Raw genomic sequence first — 4683 nt, 5'->3', positions numbered from 1 at the left:
TGACGCTGCGTCAAGGGGGTTGACGCCCGTTATAGCGGGCGTCAACCCCGATGACGCAGCGTCAAAGTCCTCGAACAGGTGTGCTAATCCGGGCTACCATCAGCGTCATGTCGATGACCGTGCAGGGGTCGCTGCTCGACCTCACCCAGACGATGGAGCCGCGCAGCCTCGAGACCGGGCTGACGCGCACGGCGCTGAGCCACGGCGCCTGGGTGGACCACCGGCCGGCTTGGCTGGCCGGCGCCGACCTGCTCTTCGACACGCTGCTCGCCGACGTCCCGTGGCAGGCCGAGCGGCGCCAGATGTACGACACCGTCGTCGACGTCCCCCGCCTCACGAAGTTCTACGCCGCTGACGAGCCGCTTCCCCACCCCATGCTCATCACCGTCCGCGAGGCCCTCAGCGACCACTACGAGGCCGAGCTCGGCGAACGCTTCCGCACCGCCGGCCTCTGCCTCTACCGCGACGGCCGCGACAGCGTCGCCTGGCACGGCGACCGCTTCGGCCGCTCCCGCGACCAGGACACGATGGTCGCCATCCTCTCCGTCGGCTCCCCGCGGCCGCTGCACCTGCGCCCGCGCGACGGCGGACCCACGGCCTTGCGTATGCCGCTCGGCCACGGCGACCTCGTCGTCATGGGCGGCTCCTGCCAACGCACCTGGGACCACGCCATCCCCAAGAGCAGCAGGACGATCGGCCCGCGGATCTCCATCCAGTTCCGCGTCCTCGGCGTCCGCTGACGCCGATCAGGGGAACTGCACGAGACGGAGGAAGTCGAGCCCGATGGAGTTGCCGTGATCGACCACGCCGTGGTCACGGACGCTGCGGCTGAACGGATTCGGGGCGATGGTCACGAGCGTGACGGTGTGCGTTCCGGCGGTCAGCGCCACACTCCCGACGAAGACTTCGATGTGCTGAGCGGTGGCACGGTAGAGGTCGATGAGGAGGGGTGCTCCCGTATGGGGATCGAGTTGGACGACCCCGTCGACGAGCGCGTTGACGGTGCCGAAGTGGTCGCCCTCGGTGCCTGCGAGCTGGATCCCGTAGGTCGCGTCCTGTGGCGCGGTGACCTGGAGCGCCACGCGCTGCCCCGGCCGAGACGTGACGGTCACCCGTTCGGCACCGCGGGAGCTGCTCGAACGGCGCTCGACGTAGGTGGTCGCCCGCGTCGTGACCGGCACTGACTCCGCCTCGGCACGATCGCTGCCCGGAGTAGCCCCGGCGATGTACGGGGCGATGGAGAAGAAGTAGGAGAGCGTCCGGGAGGACCAGTTGCCGGCTCGGTCCACAGCCCGGATATAGAGCTGGTGAAATCCGGCCTGCAGCTCAGGAGGCACCGGAAGCACAGCACGCCCACCGGTCGTGAGGATCTCGCCGCCGGACGGGTCCGACGTCGTGGCCGGGCAGGGCGTAACTCCGAAGAAGGCGCCGAACCAGCTGTAGACGAAGGCTTTGGTGTCGGCGCCACCGAGGAACGTGATGCTGCCACGGCTGGGACCGGTGACACTCCCGTCCGGGGACAGTCCGGTCGGCTCACCGTAGAGCTCCTCGGGGAAGTCGGTGCTGGTGATGCTGGTCGGGTCGGCCGGGAGGGTGACGTCCACGACAAACGGGGGCGAGACCGCCCAGGCTCCCCAGGGAGAGGCCGGGACGTGGGAGTCGAGCTGGAGCCGGATCCGGAAGACGTAGCGGCCGTCGGCGACGGTCGGGGCGCTCCACGTCGTGACAGTGCCCAGCATCGTCTCGATCGACCCGCTGTCGGCAACCACGTGCCGGTCGGGCGCTCCGAGGAGCTGGAACTGCGCGGCCACGTAGTGGAAGTCGGGTTGCTGGGGGACGGAGGCACGCAGCTGCGGCGTGCTCGACGGGACGTACGTGGTGGCGCCACACGTCCGCTGCTGGAGAACCGAGAGGTCCGTGGCGGTGACACCCCCGGAGGTGGTCACGGCCGACGCCGTGGTGGTCACGATCAGCAGGATCGTCGCGGCCAGCACCGAAACCAGGGTTGTCCGCCTACCGGCCCTGAGCTGAGCTCGTCGCTGCTTGGTCCGTGACCATCCCTGCATGTTCGACTCCCTCGTCCCGTCTCGGCACCGCCGACGCAGAACGAAATCTAGGGGGATAGGCCTCCCCGCACGGCTGATTGCCCAAAGTTCCTCTCCTGATCCTCAAGAGCAGCAAGGCTGTCCGGCGGCGGATCTCGATCCAGTTCCGCGTCCTCGGCGTGCGCCGACCCGTCAGGCGACCTCGTCGCTGCGTGCCCAAAGGACGATCAGATGGACCGTCACGCCCAGGAGCAGCAACGCCAGGACAGCCAGCCCGATCGCGCCAGGCACGCCACTCGGACCGAGATGATCCCAGGCCATCGTCCCGCCGCCCAGAACAAGGATCAGAACGATATGAGGCAGGAACTTTCGATGCGACGGCACAATCGTGATGGGCAGCAAGAATATCAAGCCCCTTCGCGGGCCCGGCGCTCGTTCCGATCCTGAGTTGCTGCCCGGACAGCGTCCTCGAGCTCACCGCGGCTGAGGACCTCTGGTCAGCACCGCCGATGTCGATCTTCTGTCCGCCAGTACGAAAGGCGGGCGCCGCCCCACCGACAGGCAGAGGCCACACCACAGGATGAGGGCACGCCTGAGGTCGGCGTGTCGGCCTGCTGGTGCCTGTCCGGCGGGAGGCAGACGCGCGAGTCACCCAGCCGGTCGGCTACTGAAGCGCGGCCAGGCAGGTCGGGCTGGGCCACCTGGCCACGCCGGGACGGTCGGTCGTCCCTCCGAGCAGCACGACGACGTCGGAGCGTTCGTTGGTGACGAGCAGCTGACCCTCTGGTGCCCAGGCGATGTGGCGCGGCCAGTGGCCGAAGACGTCGAGCACCGTGTCCTGGCGCAGGGATCCGCTCTCGACGTCGAGGACGGCGACGGTGTCGTCGCCGCGGTTCGACACGAGCACCCGCGCGCCGTCAGAGGTGACGAGGATGGCCGCGGGGGTGTTCTCGAGCCGCAGGTGCGGCGCCCGGGTCGACACCCCCGACACCGGCTCGAGCACAGGGCCGGCAACCGTGCACACAACCACTCGTGAGGACAGCTCCCCCACGACCCACGCGGTGGCGCCGTCGGCGGTGAAGGCCAAGTGCCGCGGCCCGGTCCCCCGCGGCATGGCCGATCGGGCCACCTCCTCGAGCTGCCCCGAGCCGCTCAGCACGTAGGTGAACACGAGGTCGAGGCCGAGGTCGCAGGCGAAGTAGTGACCGTCGGGTCCGACGACGACCTGGTGGGCGTGCGGCCCGTCCTGGCGGTCGGGGTGCGGCCCCGTCGGACCCTCGTGCTGCACGAGCTGCGTTCTCGCGCCGAGTGATCCGTCGTCGAGCACCGGGTGGACCGCGATCGACCCCGACTCGTAGTTGGACGACATGAGGAAGCGTCCGTCCGCGCTCAGGACGAGGTGGCACGGGGCCGAGCCGCCGGTGGGCTGCTCCTCCCCCAGCGGTGCCCACACGGTGTCGGGGTCCCCCACCGCCCAGGCGGCCACGGCGCCTGCGTCACGCTCCAGCACGGCATACGCGATCCGGCCGTCGGGTGAGGTGATGACGTAGGAGGGGTTGTCGGCCTCGGCGACCAGCGTGGCCCGGCTGAGTCGGCCGTCCTCGACGGTGACGACACCGAGCCCTTGCCCGGGCCCGTCGGTGTAGCCGCCGATGACGTAGCGGGTGGGTCCGGCCACGCTCAGGCCCCGTCGCGCTGGGCGCGGTTGACCGCCGAGACGACGGCCTTGAGCGAGGACACGACGATCGAGGAGTCGAGTCCGACCCCCCAGAGGACCCGCTCGCCGAGGGCGCACTCGACGTATGCCGCGGCTTTCGCGTCGCCGCCCGACGACAGTGCGTGCTCCTGGTAGTCGAGCACCCGCACGTCGACGCCGAGGGTCGACAGCGCGTCGGTGAAGGCAGCGATCGGACCGTTGCCGACACCCTCGACGGTGATCGCCTGACCCGCATCGGTCAGCCCCACCACCAGCTTGCTGGCGCCCGCGGCCTCGGACTCCGACCGGACGCTGACGAGTGCGAAGCGCCCCCACGCGTCGTGCGGAGCGGGCAGGTACTCGTCCTGGAACTTCTGCCACAGCGCGGCCGGGGCGACCTCTCCCCCGTCCTGATCGGTACCCTTCTGCACCACCGCCGAGAACTCGATCTGGAGCCGGCGGGGCAGGTCGAGCTGGTGCTCGCTCTTGAGGATGTAGGCCACACCGCCCTTGCCGGACTGGCTGTTGACGCGGACGACGGCCTCGTAGGAACGACCGATGTCGTGCGGGTCGATCGGCAGGTAGGGCACCCCCCAGACCAGCTCGTTGATCGTCCGGCCCGAGGCCGCGACCTGCGCGTCCATGTCCTCGAAGCCCTTCTTGATCGCGTCCTGGTGCGAGCCGGAGAAGGCGGTGTAGACGAGGTCGCCACCCCACGGGTGGCGCTCGCCGACAGGCAGCTGGTTGCAGTACTCCACCGTGCTGCGGATCCGCGCCATGTCGGAGAAGTCGATCTGCGGGTCGATGCCCTGGGAGAAGAGGTTCATCCCCAGGGTGACGAGGTCGACGTTGCCGGTGCGCTCGCCGTTGCCGAAGAGGCAACCCTCGATCCGGTCCGCCCCCGCCAGGTAACCCAGCTCGGCCGCGGCCACCCCGGTGCCG

The 4683-nt window shown here is 69.8% G+C and carries 5 protein-coding genes; 1 reads left to right on the top strand and 4 read right to left on the bottom strand.

Translation table 11 applies throughout. The features are described from left to right. The first annotated feature begins 107 nt into the window (after nucleotides 1-107). On the top strand, nucleotides 108-740 hold the full coding sequence (locus tag Q0R63_RS06900; RefSeq protein WP_295695655.1) for an alpha-ketoglutarate-dependent dioxygenase AlkB: 633 nt from the start codon (nucleotides 108-110) through the stop codon (nucleotides 738-740). A gap of 6 nt (nucleotides 741-746) precedes the next feature. Here the strand turns inward: Q0R63_RS06900 and Q0R63_RS06895 are convergent, their stop codons facing one another. From Q0R63_RS06895 to Q0R63_RS06880, 4 genes are all read right to left on the bottom strand, one after another. Next, nucleotides 747-1994, bottom strand: coding sequence for a hypothetical protein (locus tag Q0R63_RS06895; protein WP_295695653.1), 1248 nt, complete (start codon nucleotides 1992-1994; stop codon nucleotides 747-749). 243 nt (nucleotides 1995-2237) lie between these two features. Further along, complete coding sequence (locus tag Q0R63_RS06890) at nucleotides 2238-2447, bottom strand: hypothetical protein (RefSeq protein ID WP_295695651.1); 210 nt, start codon at nucleotides 2445-2447, stop codon at nucleotides 2238-2240. 262 nt (nucleotides 2448-2709) lie between these two features. Then, a complete protein-coding gene (locus Q0R63_RS06885; RefSeq protein ID WP_295695648.1) occupies nucleotides 2710-3723 on the bottom strand; it encodes a lactonase family protein in 1014 nt (337 codons plus the stop codon). Nucleotides 3724-3725: 2 nt separating this feature from the next. Next, nucleotides 3726-4683 (bottom strand): alpha-isopropylmalate synthase regulatory domain-containing protein (locus Q0R63_RS06880; protein WP_295695646.1); only part of this gene is annotated, 958 nt, incomplete at its 5' end.

This window comes from Lapillicoccus sp. (genome assembly GCF_025353065.1).
Classification (GTDB): domain Bacteria; phylum Actinomycetota; class Actinomycetes; order Actinomycetales; family Dermatophilaceae; genus Lapillicoccus.
Note: the sequence above shows the minus strand (reverse complement) of the source record. Positions and strands in the feature narration are given on the sequence as shown.